Origin of the sequence: Deinococcus arcticus, from assembly GCF_003028415.1 — a bacterium.
GTDB lineage: Bacteria > Deinococcota > Deinococci > Deinococcales > Deinococcaceae > Deinococcus > Deinococcus arcticus.
On the sequence record NZ_PYSV01000017.1, the window covers coordinates 1 to 18,741 of the forward strand.

An 18,741-nucleotide genomic window follows, 5' to 3' on the forward strand; every position below is an offset into this window, starting at 1 on the left:
GTGACGCTGGGTTTACGGGCCCTGGTTCGCGCCATCAGCCGGAAGGTTGATCACGAAGAGGTGCCCCTCTTACGACTGATTGACCTGTTCATGCCGTCCAAGACGCACATCTGAGAAACTGTCGGGTACTGAGGGCGGCGACGTTCGCTTCTGTGACGGGTGGGCCAGGCTCGTTCAGGACGACGGGTGTCTCCACGCCCAGCAGGGTGACTCGAACCATGCGGCGATGATCCCACATACGGCGAATGCATCTATGACGCGTCTAGGAACGGCGCTCATGACGCTGATCAAACTGAATGGCGCCGGCGCTCTCAGCGGCAGGTGGTCGAATGTGGGGCGAAGCCCCACTGTTCGCGCTGACGGTATTGACGGTGGCTTCAGCTCCTCCCGTCGAGTTCAACGCTGACGGTATTGACTGCTGTCGAGAGCGTGTCTGCGAGCATGAGGCAGCTCTATTCCAGGGGATGGGAAGGCGCGACAAATGGAAGGTCGACCAGCGTGTTCACCTGAAATCTCCTGACTTCAGAAAACGGAATCACGCTCCACATATTGCTGGTGGGGTACTGATAGGCCTCGGTGATCAGGACCCGCCCACTGCGGTCTACCAACACGCCGACCGGCTCACCCGGATTCACGGTGAGGCCCGCCACCTGCAGCTGTGAAAGACCGCCCAACGTCCGCCGCACGACCTCTGGCCGGGCAGTCAGCCAGTACGCATCAACCGGTTCCGGCGTGAAGGCGTCACAGTTCCACCAGACGTACTGACAAGACCACTGCTGGGCATCGTCACCTCCGATGAATTGCAACCAGTCGTCGAGGGTCTTTCCTTCTTCAGACAGAATGGCCTGCACCACGGGTATCAGGTCAGGAGCGAGGGCCAGGCCGACCAGCCGTGGCCACCGGTAGGGACAAGCCCGCAAAGCGGTTTCAGCCTCTGTTCCCAGGTATTCCAGACTGGTTCCACCCACTTGAGGCTCGTCATCGTCCCAGGTGAGGTGGTTGACCAGGGTCCAGTAGCGGGGCCGGCCCCTGAGGTGGGTCCGCACAATGGCGGCGCGGCCCCCTTCACCCCCGAACTCGAGCACGTACTCCAGCGTCTGATATTCCTCCGTGAACGGTGAGGTCTGACGCCACTCGTTTGTCAGGGCGGCACTCTCGGGCACAGAGGATCCGGACGTCAGCGCGTCTTCTGTGAGTTGAATCCCCTGCAAAGCCAGCACGTTCGCCCGGGACTGCCGGAGAGACCAGTCCAATTCACCCTGCTCGAGGGCCTCCTGCTGTGAGAGGAGTTTCTCGTTGCGCAGCATCACGCTCATCCGCACCGCGTCTCGCTCGCGGTGCTCCCCGCGCAGATGCCACACCTCGTGCTCGAGGCCATGGCCCTCGACCCGGTACACCACGTAGTGCGGGTGAAGCTCCTGGCCGTACCGGTCCAGCCGCACCACGCGGTAGGGCAAGGTGTACCGCTCCCACATGGCCATCAAGGCCTGGTCGACGCCCCTGGCGTGCTCCTCAGCTCCAGGAGCCCCCCGGCAGAACTGAGTGCGCAGGGCCTCGTACTGCGTCATGGCCACGTCGATGGGCAACGTCAAATTAGTCCCAGTGATAGCCTTCCCCCTCCTCATTGATCTGCAGCGCCGCCGAGCACACCGGGCACTGTCCGGTGTAGGGCTCCCAGTGGTGTGCGGCATTCTTCGGGCAGCGCAGCCGCAGCTGTTTCCACTGAAAGGTCGACTGACCCTGAGCCTCCACGGCGAACTTTGGCTCCAGCCAGCCCACGTCGTGCAACTCCTCACAGTCCTGGCAGGAGATGGTCAGCGTATAACTCATGGCCATCCCCACATCGGGGCCGCCCGATACGACGGCCTTATATCCGCACCTGGAACAGAAATGCTCGCGGCAATACCCCATCAGCAGCCCCTCCCCCACTGCTTGAGTGAAACTCTGGCTGGCACACCCGGCCAATGCAGCCCTTCAAGTCGGCGCCCGGCCGTCAAGACGCTGCCGCAGGCTTGACGCGGACACGCCAACACCTGCGGGGCAGACCCGGTCCAACGGGTCCATGAGCAGCTTCCACTGTCTGGTGCACGGCGGGAACGTCTGCCGGTCACGACGCCAAGTGTCATGGCTCAGCCTGGATGAAGGGACTGGCGGCCCCGACGTGGGTGATCAGGAGCTGCTCGCGCGCGCGGGTCGCTGCCACATAGAGCAGCTGCCGTTCCTGCTCCAGCACCGCCTCACGGTCCGCCGGGTCCTGAACGTCCTGAAGCGCCGCGGGTGACGGCAGGACGTCTGCACCGGCGTCCATCAAGACCACCGCCCGGAATTCCAGGCCCTTGGCCCGGTGCATGGTCGTGACGGTGAGCCGGTCCAACTGGTGCGGCATGTCGGCCTCCAGCGTTTGAATGTCGGTGCCCAGCAGGCGCAGCAGGGCGTCTTCCCTTGTTGCGGACCGCGCGCGGGTAAAGACCGCGACCTCCCCCGCGCGCAGCCCCTCGCCGAGCCGGGCCTGGATCCAGCGGCTGACGCCGTCGAGCTCCGCCTGACGCGTGTCGAACCGGCGAACGTCGGGGCGCGGCCCGCTGAAGCGGTTGATGGTCCGCCGCGCCTCGGGCAGGTCCTCTTCGGAACGCACCTCTCCGAGGACGCGGTCGGCAAACTGCCGGATCTCCCCGGAAGTCCGGTAGTTGATCTTCAGGCGGCTGGCTCGCCCGCGGACGTCGATGCCGCTCGACAGCCAGGAGCTGCGCGCCCGGAAGATCCGCTGGGCCGGGTCGGCGCACAGGAAGAGGTCGTCCGGCCCAGCGGCCACCAGGGCGCGCAGCAGGCGCAGTTCAGCCGGCCCGAGGTCCTGCGCTTCGTCCACCACGGCATGGTCGAACGGCGGCCCCTGGGTGGCCAGGGCGTCGGCCACGTCGTGGCACAGCAGCCCCCATGTGGTCTGACCCTGACGGCGCAGTTCGGCCTGCAGGGCCTCAAACACCTTCCAGATCGCCAGGCGCTGCCGCGCGCCGAGCGCTACGCCACGGCCCGTCCGGGGGGCCGCGCGGTACTCGTCCCAGGTGCGCAGCCCGCGCGGCTCGACGACCGCCTGCCACTCGGCCCGGAGGAAGGCGAGGGGCAGGTCACTGGCGACCGCCCGAGCGGCCCGGGTGAGGGCGCCCGTCAGTTCCTCGTCGGCCAGGAGCCGGTGGGGCAAACTCCACTGCCGGCCGAGCCGGCTGGCGAGGCGGTGCAGGTTCATCACGGTGACCTGGGCACGCTGCCGGTCATCTGGCAGGAGCAGGGCGAGCTTCTCGTCCAATCGGGATGAGAGGGTTCGACTGAAGGACGTCAGCAGCACCCGGGCCTGCGGGTGCTGCCGAGCCAGATGCGCGGTGCGGTGGAGGGCCACCACGGTCTTTCCGGTGCCGGCGCTCCCGGTGACCCGGGCAGGACCGCTTTGCCGGCGCTCCGCGAGGTGCCGCTGGGCAGGATGAAGGTAGATCATCCATTCTTCCCAGCGGCCGTTGAGGGCGGCCTGCAGTTCGGCCTCGTCGGTGGTCACCTGGAAGTGACGCTGGGCGTCCGGATGATCAAACGGATCACCGCCGGCCGGCACCGGCATGGGCGGCAGCACGAGTTCCCCGTCCATCAGGGCCAGGAGCCGTTCGCTGGCCTCTTCGGGCAGCACTTCGAACAGGGGATCGAAGTTCTCCTCGGTGGCGTGCCGGACGGCCTCCACGTAGGCTTCCGGGACCCCCAGGGACATCAGGTAGCGCGGCTCGTACTCACGGAAAAGGAAGGTCTGCGTCTGGGTGACCTGTCGGGTGACGATCTGCGTGACCTCCTCGATGTCCACGAGTTGCATCGCGCCGGTTTCCGGGTTGGGCTGCAGGCGCCGCCGGGCCGCCCAGTCGTACGCCGCGTCGTGATGATGGGCGTACAGGAGAACGTAGGTTTCACCGGTCTGGTGCAGGATGACGCGCAGGTCCGGGCTGGCCGACACGCTGCGAATACCGGGATCACGGACGGTGCGGTCGAGCTTGTGAAACCGCAGGCCCGGGCGAGGTTTTCCCTGGCTGGCGAGGTCGAGACACAGGTCCATCACGGTGGTTTTGATGAGGTTCTGGGACTGGGCGTCCAGTCGGTCGACGCTTTTCTGGAAGGTGCGGGCGGGAATCAGGCGCATGAGAATCCTTTCACTGGAGGGCGTCCTGCAGCTGCCGCGCGACCAAGTCTGGCGGGTCGTGCAGATGCACGGTCAGGGCACGGGCCAGCGGCGACGGGGCCTGGCCTTCGAGCAGCAGCACGTCACCAGCGCTACGGCGCCACAGCATCAAAGCGCTGGTGCCGGAGACGCGGCCGTCCACGGGCAGGTCCACGTGAACGTCACTGGGTGCCGGCACGCCGCAGTCCGCGAGAGCCTGTGCCCAGGCTGTCCAGGCGGGATCCAGAAGGTCCAGGATTTCTGCCCAGTCGTCGGTCAGGACGTCAGTCAGGCCGGCCACAACCGGCGCGGGACCCGGCACAGGGTGAAGCTCCACCGGGTCCGGCCAGAGGGCTGCGGGCAGGGGAGCGGCCGGAGGATCCGCTTTCACGGCGCGCGCCGGATCCCGCGCTGGGGCGGCGAATTCCTGAAGGTCCACGCCCGCCGCCTGCAGACCAGGGGCAAGCAGCCCCAGGAGCGTGCCGGGCTTGGCCGGTCCGTTGGCGCTGAGGATCAACCGGTCCCGGGCGCGCGTGAGGGCCACGTACAGCAGGCGCCGCGCTTCGGCCTCTTCCCGGGCGCGCCGCCGGGCGGCCATCAGCGTCCAGGCCACGGTGGGCGTCTCGTCCTGCCGCAACCCGACCCCGAGTTCCGCGTCCAGTAGCACGTCGCCCGACTCACCCGGCGCACTCCAGTTCAGATCGGCGACCAGCACCACCGGCCACTCCAGGCCTTTACTGGAGTGCATGGTGGTCAGGATGACCGCGTCCCCCGCTTCCAGCGGGGGGCGGGGCACGACCACGTCCGCCTGAATCATCTCCCGCAGGGCCTGCACGACCGTGAAGGTCTCGTCATGGCCCCGTTCCAGCTGCCGCACCAACTCGGTCAGGCCCCGCCAGTCCGCGAGCCGGCGCTCCGCGTCCCAGAGGTTCGCCAGGACCGCCGTGTACCCGGTGAGGCGATCGGCCTGCTGCAGCAGCACACTCGGCGGCTCCTGGCGGCACAACCGGCGCAGCTCACCCATCAGATGCCGGGCGCGCTCGAGCGGCGGCGCGGTGGAGGTCTCCAGCGCCCGGAACCAGTCGCCGTCCTCGCCGCGCGCGCGCGCCAGGTCCCAGATGACCGCGTCATTCACGCCGCCCAGCGGGGAGCGCAGCACCGCCACCAGCGCGGCCGGGTCGTGCAGTGCGGTGGCCGCCAGGAGGGCCAGGCCGTCACGCGCTTCCTGCGTGTCCAGCAGGGAGCCGCCGCCCGCTTCATGCACGGGAACGCCCGCCTCGGCCAGCGCGCGGCCGATGGGCCGCAGGGCCGCCCAGCCCCGGGTGAGGACCGCGATATCGCCGGGACGGACTGGGCGTTCACCGCGCAGGTGCGGGTCGTAGATCAGGGTGGGTTCGTCCAGCAGGGCCCGCACCCGGGCGGCGAGGTGGGCGGCTTCCGCCATGCGCGCCCGCGCTTTGGGCTTGGTGTCCTCCAGGTGCCACGCTTCCACGGCCGGGCCGGGCGGCCCGGCCCGGTCGGCCGTGAGTGGCGCGTGCAGGGGACCAAGCAAGGTCGCGAACACGCGGTTGGCGGTGTCCACGAGGGCCGCGTGCGTGCGGAAACTGCGGTCCAGGGACACGGCGGCGCCGCCCGACGACGCGATGAGGGCGCCGGCCGCGCGGAAGAGGGCGGGGTCCGCCCGGCGAAAGCCGTACACACTTTGCTTCTCGTCCCCGACCAGGGTCCGCTGCGCTCCTCCCGACAGGAGGTCGAGCAGTTCAGCCTGCACCGGGTTCGTGTCCTGCGCTTCATCGATCAGGTAGGCGCGCCAGCGCCCGTGGTAGTGCGCGCGCACCGCCGGGTCCTGGAGGGCCTGCAGGGCACGGACCTCCAGCGCCGCGAAGTCCAGCAGGCCAGCCTGGCGCTTGAGCCGGGTCAGGGTGTCACGCACCGCCACAAACGCTTCGCGCACGTCCGGGAGGGCCGCGGCCAGCCACTCGTCCGCGGCGGACGGCGTGAGGGTGAGCAGCCCGGTCTTCTGCGCCGCTTCCAGGTGACCCCGCAGCGTTTTGACCGCTTCTTTCACCTGGGCCAGGTCGCCGTTCGGCCAGGCTTTCGGGCTGCCCCCGGTCAGTTTGAGCTCCAGGAGCCCCGCCACGGCGGCCATGAGGCCTTCCCCGGTCAGGGCGGCGAGGTGGGTCAGGGCTTCGCGCCGCACGGCCTCCATACGGTCACCGGGCGTGCCGCTGCAGGTCTGCAGGACGTGAACGGCGGCCTGCCAGCTGGCGGCGCCAGTCAGTTCATCCAGCGCCTGCGCCCTGGCCTGCGTGGCCCACGTTTCCCAGCGGTCCCGGCCGACCGACAGTGCACGCTCCGCGAGCAGGGGATCGTCGAGCAGCGCCGGCAGCAGGCCAGCCATTCTGGAGAAGGACACGTGGGTGAACAGCCGGTCTGGCAATTCAGCCAGCGCGGGGCGCAGATGCCGGGCGCGCCACACCCTGGCCTGCCCTTCGTCGAGAATGGTGACGTCAGGCCGCACGTCCGCCGCCGCCGGGTGATCACGGACGATGCGGGCGCACAGCGCGTGGATGGTGCTGATCTGCGCCGCTTCCAGTTCCGCCAGGGTTTCGAAATCGTCCGGTCGGGACGCCTGAACCCCACGCCGGATCCGGGCGCGAAGTTCGGCCGCCGCTTTCTCCGTGAAGGTGGTCGCGACGATCTCCAGCGGCGAGAGGGTCTGCAGGTGGTGCAGGTACCGGGCGACGAGCATGTGGGTCTTCCCGCTGCCGGCGCCGGCCATCACGGCGACGCTGCCGGGCGCGTGGGCAGCCTGCTGCTGGGCGTCTGTCAGGCTCACCGGTGCACCTTGCCTTCCAGCCGCTCGCCGCCGCGGCACACGCCGGTCCACTGGCAGGTGCGGCAGGTTTTGAAGTCCGTGTCCGGCCGGGGTGGAAACGCGCCCTGCGTCAGGGCGGTGCGGACGCGGTCACCGAAGGCGTCGAGCTCGGTGGGTGAGAGCTTCAGGCGGCTGAGCACTGTGCCGTGCTGCAGCGAGAGGTACAGGGCGCCGCCCAGCCGCCCTTCGGGGTACAGCGCCGGCAGGGCCGCCTGCGCGTACAGGGGCAACTGAATGTCGAGCCCCAACCGGCCGGTGTCGTCCTGAACGCCGAGCGGGCGACCCGAGCCGCTCTTGTAATCCACGATCAGCAGCCGCTCACCCAGCTGATCGACCCGGTCGACCACGCCGCGCACCTGCAGGCCCTGCCACTCGCCTTCGAAGGGCTGCTCGGCGGCCAGCGGCACGGCGCCGGTCTGGAGGAACCCTTCGGCCCGCACCGCCTGGCGTAGGCCGGCGAGCACGTCCCGGCGTTCATGCGCCCACTCGGGCGTCTGGGGCCAGACTTCTGCCTCCTCCGTGTGACGCAGCCCCTCATCCAGCGCGTCCAGCAGCGCCGCGCGCAGGTCGGCGGCGGGTGGTTGGGCGGCGCGTCTGACCGCAAAGGCCAGCGCCCCATGCCGGAGCCGACCCAGGCCGAACGCCTGGTCGTCCACCGTCTGATCCCGCAGCTTCAGGCCGTACTCCAGCCACCAGCGGAACGCGCAGCGGCCGAGCACCGAGAGTTGTGAGGCGCTGAACACCAGGTCGGCCGGCGCCAGCGGCTGACCGGTCAGGCCGTCGTGCTCGTCATACGACGGCTGTTGAATGCGGCGGACCTCCACCTGGTACGCGGCGCGGATCGCGGCCAGCGCAGGATCGACGTACGTGCCTTCACGGCGGACCAGGCCACGCCGGACTTCCTCAGGGCTGCAGGCGGCGGCTTCCAGCGCGGCGGGCGTCAGGGGCAGGCGGGCGAGAAACGGGCTGGGCTGCTGCTCGCCGGCGCCGCCCAGGCGGGCGTAGCTGAGCGTACAGGTCTCCCCTGCCGCGTGAAGCAGCGCCCAGAAGGTCACCGCGTCACGCCGGGCGAGTGCGGCGGCAGTATCGAGGGCAAAACCGGCGCGGGCCAGGCGGCGGCGCTCCGTGAAATCCAGCGCCGGGTCGTCCTTCATCCGCGCGGGCAGGCCCCCGTCGACCGCGCCCAGCACGAACACGTGCGGCACCTGCGCCCCCACCAGGGACGGCGGCGTGAGCAGTTCCACGCCGCGTGAGCCGGGATCCGAGGGCACCATCACGAGCGCCAGCACCTCGCGGAGCTCCTGAATGAACGCCCCTCGTGGGAGTCGGTCACCGGGCGGGGCGGCCAGGACCGCCAGTTCCGCGCGCAGGAAGTTCAGGGCCAGGAGGTCCTGCGTCCGGGTGGCCCGGTCCGCAAGGCCCCGGGCGACGATCAGGGTGCCGACGCGCTCCACCCAGTCGGCGCGGGACGCCTGCGCCGGCCAGTCAAACCCAGCCGCGTCGAGCCCCAGGGCCTGCCACTCCGGCGCGGCCTGCGGGCGCCGCGTGCGGGCCTGCTGCCACACGGCGCCGTCCATGCCGGCGTCCAGTGGGTGCGCGAAAACGCGGCTGAGCGCCTCGAATGCAAGGCCTTCTTCCACGGCGGTCAGCACGCGTTCCAGCCAGCGGCCAGGTCGGGTGTCCGCCAGCGGCACGGAGGTCGAGAACTGCACGGGAATTCCGTATTCCCAGGCCACGGCCCGCACCCGCGGCGCCCACAGGTCGTCATCGTTCACGACAAGCGCAATGTCGGCCGCCGCCACGCCGCGGCGCAGCAGGCCCTTGACCTGCCGCAGGGCCGCGCGCAGTTCGTCGTCCTCCGACGCCGCGATATGCAGGGCACCGGCCCCGGTTGAGCGGCCCAGGAACGCGCCTGAGAGCCCTTCAGACTGGTCCTGGCGCCGCTCCACGGTCCAGCCCAGCGCTTCGAGCTTCGATGCCGCCTGCAGCGTCTCCTCGAAATAGGGATGATCTTCCCAGGGCAGCGCCACAACGCTGCCCTCCCCCGCCGCCGCGTCCAGAAACAGCAGCTGATCCGGGGACAGCCGGGAGTACCCGAAGACTGTCAGCGGCTCCGGCACCGCGAAGCGGGCGGCGAGCCGCACCGCTTCGACGGGGTCGATGACCGCGTGGTCGCGCAAGGCGCGCTGGTAGAGGGCAGCCACGCAGCACAACCGCTGGACCTGAGGCGACTCGTCCTGGGACAGCAGGGCCAGGTCGATGCCGCTGCGCAGCAGTTCACGCACTGCGCTGCCCAACGAGCGGGCAAGCAGCCCCGGGTCGCCACTCCCGAGTGCTTCCTGGACGGCGCCGGTCAGCAGCCGGTGGGCCAGGGTCGGGGAGGCCACCGCCTGCCCTGACTCCAGCAGGACGCGGTGGGCGTACGCGTCAAGCCGCTGGGGGCGGGCCCCCAGACGCGCCGCAGCCCGGCGGTTCAGGGCCAGGACCGTGCCGCGCGCTTCGGGCGGCGTGCCCGTCCCCAGGATGACTGTCCTCATAGGCTCTTAGGATGCACTGCCGGCGCCTTACAGGCGTCCTACTGTGCCGCCGCGTCAAGGGCCGCCCGGACGTGCCGGTACACCTCGCGCAGCTGGCCGACGTCCTGCGGGAGCCCAGCGCGCAGGGCGTCCAGGGTGCCCAGGACATGCGTGGCCCCGTTGGGGCGCTCATCCTCACTGAGCGCCCATTCCGGCAGACGTGGCAGTTCGGCAGGCGCGCGCCGCTCCTCATCCCACGCCACCCAGGGGCTCGGCAGGTCATACAGGTACCGTCCAACGCCAAAATGCACGGCGCAGCGCTTCAACGCGTCGCTCGCGGCGGCCTTGAGCGTGGCCGCGTCGCCTTCACCCGCTTCGCCCACGTCACACCGCGTGAGCCCCAACACCGTGAGGCGACCGCGGGCGGCGGGCAGTGGACCGGGCAGGAACTCCACGTCAAACTCCCAGGCGTCCGGGCAGACCTCGTCCAGCCGGTCCATCACGGTCCGGGCGTCCACGTACGCGACCATGCGGGCGGTCGTGCGGTCGCGTGAGAAGTTCTGCGCCCGCCACAGCACCCGCCGCGCTGGAAAGGGTGCAGCAAGTTGATCCTTCACTCCGGCATAGGTCATGCCAAGAAGCTAGCGGAGCGGTGAGGAAGTTCGTTCGTGCACCAGAGTTAGAGGCGGGTGGACTCCACACTGAACGGACCTGCAGCAGCGAGCTGAACAGAAAGGAAACTGTAGGGAGCCGGAAGACCAGCTTGGTGCCGGCGTACGCCCAGCGATCGTCACGGTGGCGGTGTGGCCACGCCTTCCATACGCTGTTCCCGAGTGTGCTTCTCGATCCAAGTTTTCAGCCGGGCCGCGATCTCACCGACTCTTCTGCCAGCACTTTGATGCGCGCTCCTCTCACGATATGCCCGCTTCCGTTTCTGCTCCCGGATGTACACATGCCTTCAAGCAAGGCTGTCGCTACGCTGAGCGCCACTGATCACCTACCAGGGGTAGACGAATGTGAGGCGGCGATAATTCCAGGTTTGTTTTATCTTGAACGAAATGGCGAAATGGTCGGGCAAAGTGTTCTTCCCCACGATGGGTCAGGCCAGCCGCGCTATGGCGTATGGCCGCGCGCCGGCCCTTCCCTTCGAGGTTTGGAAGCCGCGACCGGAGCGGCAGCGGGTGCCCGTCGCCAAAGTCCGCATCGAAGGTGTGCTGGTCATGCTCGAGTACGGCGTACGCGTGATGACGGACGCCCGGCTGAGCAGTCTGCGCGGCGTGCTTCAAGACGAATTAGAGAGGAATGCAGGGCGCTGCATTCCACAGGATTGTGGTGCGGTGCAGCGCGGCGTGGAGCGGATTAAGCAGGAGCAGCGCCGTCGCCAGTCAATTCTCAACTCTTCTGCAGCCCTCCGGCGGTGGGCGCTTGCGCCCTCGTCAGCCACCAACTGGACGCAGGAAGACGCCGAACGGCTCCGCAGCGGCTGGGAGGCAGTGGTAAAGGACGAAGACGGCTCGTGAGCAGCGGGAGGCTGACCTTAAAGGACATCACGGTGGCGGCGCCGCGGCCGTTGCCGGTCCTCCTGCTGCTCGACGTCAGCGGCTCGATGGCGGAGGACGGCAAGCTGGCAGCGCTGAATACAGCCGTGCGTGACATGTTGCACGCGTTCGCGCAGGAACAGGCGGGCGGCGCGGAGATTCATGTCGCGGTACTGGCGTTCAGTGGGCGCGAAGCGCGCGTTCACGTGCCGCTGAAACCAGCCCGGGACGTCAAGTTTGAAGCGCTGGACGCCAAAGGCCACACCCCCCTCGGCTCCGTATTGACCTTGACCACCCGGATCCTGGACAACCGCAATCTGGTGCCTGGGCGGGCCTACCGGCCCACTGTCGTCTTGGTGTCGGACGGCGTGCCCACAGATGAGTGGGAAGCGCCGCTGGAGGGGCTCCTGACCTCCCCACGGGCTTCGAAAGCCGTCCGGCTGGCCCTGGCTGTTGGGGAGGACGCTGATCTGAAGGTGCTGACGCGATTTGCTGGGGAGGATCATGTGCGGCGGGCAGCGGAAGCGCGCCAGCTCCGGCGGTTTTTCAGGTTCGTCACGATGAGCGTGACGGCCCGGTCCCGTTCGGCCACGCCCGATCAGGTGGTGACTTTACCTGACCTGGGCGCTGATGACGGGTTCGATGACCTCGACCTCTGAGCGCCTGCGCGGCGACCGGGCGTTCGGCGCTTCAGTGGCCGGTCCTGCGCACGTCGCAGCTGACCTTGCCAATCAGGACGCCTGGACCTGGACCCGATGGCGGACCAATTACGGGACCGTGCACTGCGCGGTGGTCTGCGACGGACTCGGGTCCCGCCCGCATGCCCGGGAAGGCGCGCGGGCCGGCGTGCGGGCCGCGAAACGAGCCGCGCGTCAGTGGAGCCGCGCGCCGGGTGCACCTGTCGGCCTGCTGGTGCGGCTCCTGGAAGTCCTCTGGCGGCTGGAAGTCGCGCCGCTGCCGGCCGACGACTGCGCGACCACCTGCCTGCTGGCCCTGGCCCTGCCGGACGGCCTGGAGTGGCGCCTGATCCTCCTGGCGCTCGGGGATGGCCTGGCGGCGGTCGACAGTCCGGAGGGGCTGCGGACCCTCGGTGGCCGCGCGGAGGAACACTTCACTAACACCACGGTGGGGCTCGGCACGCCCCATCACATGAACGACTGGCAGGTACACGACATGAAGACGTCCGGGCAAGTCCGCGTACTGCTGCTGTCAGACGGGATTGCCGATGATGTGCCGGAACACCACGTCCCTGACCTCCTGCAGTGGCTGACCGGCCTGGAGGATCGCCCGGCCGCCGCCCGGGGGCAGGCCCTGCGCCGCGCGCTCAGGCAGTGGCCAGTACCTGGACACAGTGACGACAAGACCGTGGTGTACCTGCGGATAGGGGGAGTTGAGGCGTGAACGTGAAAGACGATGGGGGACGAACCCATGAACTTGTCGGTGAACTGGGGACGGGCGGCCAGGGCAGCGTGTACGCCACGCAAGACGAACGGTACGTGGTGAAGGTGCTGCGGTTGCCGGACGAGGCGGCCCGAGACCAGTGGCTGCGGCGCCTGAGTGCCGTCCGCAACCTGCCGCTCGAGGATCTGAAGATCGCCCGGCCCATCCGGTTGCTGCAACGCCCGCACGTCGGCTACGTGATGGAGCGGGTCCCCGGCGCGCAGCCGCTCGCGTCCCTGTGTCAGGTGCCGCACGTGGAGGCCACGCCCGGGGAGTGGTACGTCAGGACCGGTGGGCTGCGCCGGCGCCTGGCGGTGCTGGCCAGGACGGCGCGCCTGCTCGGGCACCTGCACAGCCGCGGGCTGGTGTACGGGGACCCCTCACCGGCCAACGTGCTGTTCAGCGGCGACGACACCGTGTCCCTGATCGACGTCGACAACCTGCGGTACGCGTCCAAGCCGCTCAGCGAGCGGGTGCTGACCCCGTGGTTCGCGGCGCCGGAGGTGTACGCCGGTCGCAGCGGCGTGAACAGCCTGACCGATGCCTTCGCGTTCGCCGCCATGGCATTTCAGACCCTGACGCTCGTGCACCCGCTCCTGGGGGATCAGGTGTCACAGGATGAGGCCGAAGCGGAGGAAGCCGCGCTCAGGGGGGAGTGGCCGTGGATCGACCACCCGCACGACGACCGTAACCGCAGCTCGACAGGTCTGCCCCGGACGCTGGTGCTCACGCCGGCCCTGAGGGCCCTGGCGGAGCAAACCTTCGGCGAGGGCCTGCTGGACCCGTTGGCCCGCCCTGGGCTCAGTGCGTGGGAAGAAGCGCTCTGGGAGGCAATGGACCGCCTTCTGGCCTGCCCATCGTGCGGCGCAGAGGCAGACCACACCCTGGCGGAGTGCCCTTGGTGTGAGGTCAGTCGGGGCCCCTACGTGCTGGCCGGGGTTCAGGTGACAGATCAGGAGGTGACTGACCTCGCCTCAGCCCAGGGCGTGCCTGCCCCCACCATGAACCTGGGGACTGTTGTGATCGGCACAGACGGCGCCCGGTACATCCAGCCGCGCCACTTCACAGGAGAGGCGCAGGGCGCCAGTCACGTCGAACTGACCTTCAGAGACGGCCGGCTCTCCGTGCGTTCACTGGATAAGGCGACGTACACCTTGCGCCGCGAAACGCGGGACAAAGACGACGTGCCGGTCGAGCAGGAGGGCAAACCCAAGCGGTTTCCCCTTGCGCCGGGCCGCAGCGCCTGGCAGCTGCATCTCGGCGCTCTGGCCGGGCAGCACCGCCTCGTCACCTTCGACCTCGTCGAGAGGGCCCAGCAGTGAAGGTTTCGGATCTGCCGCTCGCCTTTCAGCACACCTGGACCTTCTCGCAGGACCTCACGCTCTCTGAACCTGGCCCAGCCGAACCTCGCGTCGAGGTTCGGGACGAAGTGCGCTTTCATTACTCCGAACTGCTGGAAGAAGTGCGGGTCACCACAGGTGACCTGAGCTGGCCAGTCACGGCCGCCGCAGATGAGGCGGAGGTCAAGCTGCTGTTGGGGCGCGGCCTGCCGTACATAGCCTGGGTCACCAGCCGGCAGGGCCCGTCTTTCACCGTGCAGGTGCATGTCTTCCCCGTGAGTTACCGCCTGCCAGAGCCCTTCGCGCTCGGCGTGGACGACGCTGTGGTAGACCGCATGCGAACGCTGACCGGCGTGAATATCCCCGCCGAGCGGGCTGTGGAATTGCTCGCAGATGACCTTGCGGTGCCCGCCTTGCCGGGCGGCTTGCCCCGCTTCCTATACGTGGGGTCGCCCAACCGGCACCCGAACAGCGAGTCGTTTCTGCGCCTGCTGGGCCGGCGTTACAACGTCGACGTGGCGTTCCAGGACGGTCAGTGGCTGGTCGTGTTCGTTACCATGATCAAGAACAAACGGGTGACGAACAAACCCGTGACCCTGCTGGAGGCTGCCTGGACCTTCACAAACGTCACGCTGGCTGCCAAGGACCGTGAGCGGCTCCAGGCCCTGACGTCCGCCGCCGTACAGGACCAGCGCAGTTACCTGAAACTCTGGGAACAGTATCAAGCGGTAGAGCGGCGCCGAGGTGAGCAGCTGGCCCGGCAGCTCGGCGCCATGCCGTACACCGAACGTCCCGAATACCGCGCCGGCTTCTGGACGTTCAGGGCGAGCGCCACGCCGGAGCAGCTGGCGACGCTCCGGCAGCAGCCTGGCCTGACGCTGCGCGCCACCGAGCTGCGCCCGGTCGATCTGGACACCGACCTGGCGCCGGTCCCGGGCCGCCGTCCACCGCAGGAGTTCATCGGGGAATTTTCAGGGGAGCCGCACGGCACGGTCCGGGTGCTTCCCCTCAATGGGGACGAGAGCATGCCGCCGCCGTCCGGCTGGCTGTCCCTGAGTCTCGCTGGGGATCAGGCGCAGTTCGAGCGCCGGGACCGGGCCCGCCTCGCGATCGAGCAAGCGAAAACCGCCATGCCGCAGCTCGCCCTCCTGCTCGAGGGGCAGGAGGTGCCTCAACGCCGCCTCCACCGGGAGCCGGCCCTGCCGCCGCGCAGCCAGGCGGCCGCCGCCTTCCGCGGGACGCCCACCGCGCGCCAGGTTGAGGCGCTGGACGTCGCGCTCAACACGCCGGACATCGCGCTGATTCAGGGACCGCCGGGGACGGGCAAGACCCGCGTCATTGCGGCCCTTCAGCAGCGGCTGGCCGATATCGCCCAGGACCGCGCCCACCTGCCGGGTCATACGCTGCTCACCAGCGCGCAGCACGCCGCGGTCGAGAACGCAGCGGCCGCCACGCAGGTTTTCGGGCTGCCCGCCGTGAAATTGGGGAAGAGCCGCCGGTTCGCAGAAGAGTTCTCGGATGGGGTCGACCACTGGCGGCGCAACATGATCAGTCAGCTGCAAGCCCGGCTGTCCGACGCTGCGGATCAGCCGCTGGAGGTGAAATTCGTTCAGCTGCGGGACGAGGTGCTGCGCGTCACCACAGCGCCCAGTCCACGGGACGACCTGCGGCAGGTGATCCGGAAGGTCCTGGACACTGGCGGTGAACACCTCAAGGCCAGCACGCGCGATCAGCTGCAGGCGTGGCTCGACAAGTTCAGCCCAGGCGAAGTCGACCAGGAGGAGCGCGAGTACCTGCTCACGGCCGTCCGGGCCCTGCGCACCGTCCCGGAGGCCTTTGAGGACGACGGCCCGCGCATGGCCCGGCGCTGCTTACGCCGCCTGGACGACACCAGTCTGCCGCTGCCGTTGACCGCCGAGGACCGGGCGGTCCTGACCGCCAGCGCCGGGTGGGAGGCTGACGCGTCGCCGCCCTTCCTGCCGGGCCTGGCAGAGTCCAAAGCGCGACTCCTGAGTGCCCTGCAGCCCGAGTTGGCGCCCCCGAGCCTCCAGCGGGCGGAGCGGGCCACTGTGGAACTGCTGAACACCGCGCTGGAAGACCTCCGCCAAGCCGCGCGCAAGGAGAAAGGAGGCCTTCAGACCGTGCTGCACGATATGCTCGCCACACTTGAGAACGACCCGGATGGAGCGCGGGCGGCCGTTAAGAGCTATACCGCCGTGCTGGCCGCCACGTGTCAGCAGTCCGACTCGTATACCGTGCGGCAGATCCGCACGTCGCTGGGGAATCAGACGCGGGTGTTCGAGAACGTGGTCATTGACGAGGCGGCCCGCGTGCATCCGCTTGATCTGCTCATTCCAATGGCTCAGGCGGAACGGCGCATCATTCTGGTCGGGGACCACCGGCAGCTTCCGCACCTGCTGGAGCCAGATGTCGAGCGGGAACTGCAGGCCGACTGGCAGGATCAGAGCGTGCGGCAAGCCAATGAGGAGGCGCTGCATCAGAGCCTGTTCGAGCGGCTGTTCAGGATTCTGCAGGAACATGAGAAACGCGACGGTATCCGGCGGGTCGTTACCCTCGACCAGCAGTACCGCATGCACCCGGTGCTGGGACAGTTCGTCAGCGATACCTTCTACGCCGCCCATAACCCCAGTGAAGCGTTCAGCAGTGGCCGCCCCGCTGAGGATTTCAGCCACAACCTGAGTCCGTATGAGGGGGCTGTCGCCGCCTGGCTGGACGTGCCGCACGCGCGGGGCAGCGAACGTGGCCGGCAGAGCAAGTCCAGGCCGGTCGAGGCGCAGGTCGTCGCGAAGGAAGCGGCCCGCCTGCTGGAGGCCAGACCCGACCTTTCGATCGGGGTCATCTCGTTCTACGCCGATCAAGTTCGGGAGATCCGTAAGGCGATGGAGCCGCTGGGGCTGACCGAGCGCGGAGAGGACGGCGAGTACCGCGTTCACCCGAATGTCCAGGAAACCTACGACCTGCAGGGCCGATCACGCGAGCGGCTGCGGGTCGGGACCGTCGACGCGTTTCAGGGCATGGAGTTCGATGTGGTGCTGCTGTCCCTAACCCGCAGCAACACCCTGCCCGGCCAAACGCCGGAGCAGCAGCGCCGCCGGTACGGGCACCTGACGCTGGACAACCGCCTGTGCGTGGCGATGAGCCGCCAGCAGCGCCTCCTGATCCTGGTGGGCGACGCCGGGATGCTCCCGTCGGCTGAAGACGGCAGCGCCGTTCCAGCGCTCGACCGTTTCCACCAGTTGTGCAAGGGGGCGTATGGCCGCATCGTTTCCGCGTGACGCCCGCATTCTGCGCTTTCATCCGCGCGCCCCGCAGGGATACAAGGGCCGCCGCCGTGACCTGCTCTGGCCAGTCCTGGCCTACCGGGTCGGTGTCCCGGTGTCCCCCCGCGCCGAGCAGCTGGATCTGTTTCAGCGCGCAGTGTTCGGCGTGCTGCTACATGGAATCAATGACCCGCAGCAGATTGCCGACATCCTCAATCTGCATCCCGACTTGGTCCGGATCGTCAAATCCTTCCTGGTCGACCGCGACCTGATCGACCAGGACGACATCGTTAAACCGGACGCGGAGCGCCGCTACCGGGAGGCCCGGTCCGATCTGGGCCAGCGCGCCGACGGTTTCACGACCGGGTACGTGTTTCAGGACCCCTTCAGTGGCCTGCTGCTGCCGCGTCTCGTGGAGACGCTTGAAACGGCCGACTTCACAGTCCAGGAAAGCGGGTTTCCTGAACTGCACCGTGGTGAGCGCGTGTTCCGCCCGTACGTGGAGTTCCTGCCTGCCGAGCGACCGGCACCGCCCCACGCTACGGACGTGATGCGGGCGTTTGAAGCTTCACGCAAGGCACAGAAGGGCCGCTGGGAAACCGATGATGACGAGGAAGGCGCCCAGGCGAGGTTCCTGAACCGCGTAAAGCGCGTGAACTTTATCGAGCGGGAGCCGGAAGTGATGTATCTCTCGACCTTCATCTTCGGGCATGGCCTGAGTGGATGGGAGGTGGCCGATCCCTTCGGACTGCCCACCAGCCCCCTGACAGCGCTCGCCCACAGACGGCTGACCACGTCCAAACACCTGCGGACATTTGTGCAGCATCTTTCAGAGGAGAGGGGCGCAGCAGACACCCAGCATGACCCCTTCGAGGAAGCGCTGGCAAGCCTGCAGCATGAGTTCGGTCCGCAGGTTGACGATCACCCGCTGCTGCAGCCCCTCTTGGACACTGAACTGGCCGTCACTGAGTTCAGGGCCGCGCCGGGCAATCAGCGGCCGCGCCGGGCCCGGCAGGCGCTCGGGGCCATCCGCGCCCTGGCCGAGCATCTGCTGCGTGAAGTGCGCTCCCGGCACAGCGCCGCAGGTGCCGAGCGGCAGATGATCGACCGCGACGCCCTCTATAACCTTCGGCGCATCGAAGCGGCGGCCGACGCGCTGTCGTTCACGCTGCCGCTGCCGGCCACGCTGACCAGCGTCAAAGCCACTGACGTGTACTGGATGGCCAACCGCGAACAGTCCGGAAAGCTACGGCCGCTGCTGGTCAGCCTGCTCCTGAGTGCGGGCGCGCGTCCTGATCATCCGTTCCACGCCGCAGCCCGCAGCGCACCGGACTTTCTCCAGCAGTTTGACGAGATGCTGGGCTGGTGTGGCGAGGCGGCCCATGTGGGCCCAGCACCTGCAGAGCTTGAATCTCGAGTGGAACCTGCCCTGGAGAGGGTCTACCGGGCGACCCATCTGCTGCTTACGGCGAGTGGCCCGTCACCAGCCTCCCCTCAGGCCACGGTTCGCGTGGCGCCTGAACCTCAACACCTTGAATTCGATGACCTCGAGCTCTGAA

Annotated in this window: 12 protein-coding genes; 6 read left to right on the top strand and 6 right to left on the bottom strand. The window is 68.6% G+C overall.

All coding sequences use genetic code 11. The annotated features are described in order from the left end of the window. Positions 1-452: 452 nt before the first annotated feature. The 6 genes from C8263_RS15215 to C8263_RS15240 all read right to left on the bottom strand — a co-directional run bounded on the left by C8263_RS15215 (position 453) and on the right by C8263_RS15240 (position 10,215). Positions 453-1,592: a hypothetical protein gene (locus C8263_RS15215; RefSeq protein WP_107138990.1), complete on the bottom strand. Its 1,140-nt coding sequence runs from the start codon at positions 1,590-1,592 to the stop codon at positions 453-455. Position 1,593: 1 nt separating this feature from the next. Beyond that, positions 1,594-1,830 (bottom strand): hypothetical protein, encoded by a 237-nt coding sequence (locus C8263_RS15220; RefSeq protein WP_146160711.1) that lies wholly within the window; start codon positions 1,828-1,830, stop codon positions 1,594-1,596. Between the two features lie 292 nt (positions 1,831-2,122). Continuing rightward, positions 2,123-4,171, bottom strand: a complete 2,049-nt coding sequence (locus C8263_RS15225) for a 3'-5' exonuclease (protein ID WP_107138992.1) — start codon at positions 4,169-4,171, stop codon at positions 2,123-2,125. A gap of 10 nt (positions 4,172-4,181) precedes the next feature. Continuing rightward, on the bottom strand, positions 4,182-7,028 hold the full coding sequence (locus tag C8263_RS15230) for a UvrD-helicase domain-containing protein (protein WP_146160712.1): 2,847 nt from the start codon (positions 7,026-7,028) through the stop codon (positions 4,182-4,184). Beyond that, complete coding sequence (locus C8263_RS15235) at positions 7,025-9,604, bottom strand: PD-(D/E)XK nuclease family protein (RefSeq protein WP_107138994.1); 2,580 nt, start codon at positions 9,602-9,604, stop codon at positions 7,025-7,027. Before C8263_RS15235 ends, C8263_RS15230 begins: the two co-directional genes overlap by 4 nt. A gap of 38 nt (positions 9,605-9,642) precedes the next feature. Continuing rightward, a complete protein-coding gene (locus tag C8263_RS15240; protein WP_107138995.1) occupies positions 9,643-10,215 on the bottom strand; it encodes a Rad52/Rad22 family DNA repair protein in 573 nt (190 codons plus the stop codon). 426 nt (positions 10,216-10,641) lie between these two features. Here C8263_RS15240 and C8263_RS15245 point away from each other — a divergent pair, with 426 nt between their 5' ends. From C8263_RS15245 to C8263_RS15270, 6 genes are read left to right on the top strand one after another with little or no spacing between them, the layout of a single operon-like run. Then, positions 10,642-11,103, top strand: coding sequence for a hypothetical protein (locus C8263_RS15245; RefSeq protein ID WP_107138996.1), 462 nt, complete (start codon positions 10,642-10,644; stop codon positions 11,101-11,103). Further along, positions 11,100-11,780: a vWA domain-containing protein gene (locus tag C8263_RS15250; RefSeq protein ID WP_199188419.1), complete on the top strand. Its 681-nt coding sequence runs from the start codon at positions 11,100-11,102 to the stop codon at positions 11,778-11,780. Before C8263_RS15245 ends, C8263_RS15250 begins: the two co-directional genes overlap by 4 nt. Continuing rightward, on the top strand, positions 11,764-12,522 hold the full coding sequence (locus C8263_RS15255) for a protein phosphatase 2C domain-containing protein (protein ID WP_158263825.1): 759 nt from the start codon (positions 11,764-11,766) through the stop codon (positions 12,520-12,522). The genes C8263_RS15250 and C8263_RS15255 overlap by 17 nt, the downstream gene beginning before the upstream one ends. Then, the gene (locus C8263_RS15260; RefSeq protein WP_107138998.1) at positions 12,519-13,883 is read left to right on the top strand and encodes a protein kinase domain-containing protein; all 1,365 of its coding nucleotides are present in this window, start codon (positions 12,519-12,521) and stop codon (positions 13,881-13,883) included. The genes C8263_RS15255 and C8263_RS15260 overlap by 4 nt, the downstream gene beginning before the upstream one ends. Further along, positions 13,880-17,197 (top strand): DEAD/DEAH box helicase, encoded by a 3,318-nt coding sequence (locus C8263_RS15265; RefSeq protein WP_107138999.1) that lies wholly within the window; start codon positions 13,880-13,882, stop codon positions 17,195-17,197. The genes C8263_RS15260 and C8263_RS15265 overlap by 4 nt, the downstream gene beginning before the upstream one ends. Continuing rightward, entirely contained in the window at positions 17,175-18,740 is a 1,566-nt protein-coding gene (locus C8263_RS15270) for a hypothetical protein (RefSeq protein WP_107139000.1), read from the top strand. The genes C8263_RS15265 and C8263_RS15270 overlap by 23 nt, the downstream gene beginning before the upstream one ends. The last annotated feature ends 1 nt before the right edge of the window (position 18,741 follow it).